1 protein-coding gene is annotated in these 328 nt (G+C 53.7%); it reads right to left on the reverse strand.

Features of this window, described 5'->3' with window-relative positions; all coding sequences use genetic code 11:
* A partial coding sequence (locus HK24_RS11630; protein WP_143412320.1) for a DDE-type integrase/transposase/recombinase occupies positions 1 to 328 on the reverse strand: 328 nt, incomplete at both ends.

A 328-nucleotide genomic window follows, 5' to 3' on the forward strand; every position in this document is an offset into this window, starting at 1 on the left:
CTGACCGTTCGTCCAGGGATGATTGGGTTTTGTCAGACGATGTTCGATCCCGTGGGCTTCGCAGATCATGTCAAAGCGCATGGGACCCGACCAGGCCGTATTGCGATTACGGGGTTGGTCAGCGAACTGGATCCCATTGTCGGTCAGAATGGTATGGATCCGATAAGGAATGATGCTCAGGAGATATTCGAGGAATTCCCAGGCCGTCTTCCGATCGGCTTTCCCGACGAGTTGTGTGACAGCGAATTTGCTTGTCCGGTCGATGGCAACGAAGAGGTGCAGCTTGCCCTCCGCAGTCTGGACTTCGGCAATATCGATGTGAAAAAAG

The sequence above is a fragment of the Gluconobacter sp. DsW_058 genome (assembly GCF_002153615.1).
Taxonomy (GTDB): Bacteria; Pseudomonadota; Alphaproteobacteria; order Acetobacterales; family Acetobacteraceae; genus Gluconobacter; species Gluconobacter cerinus.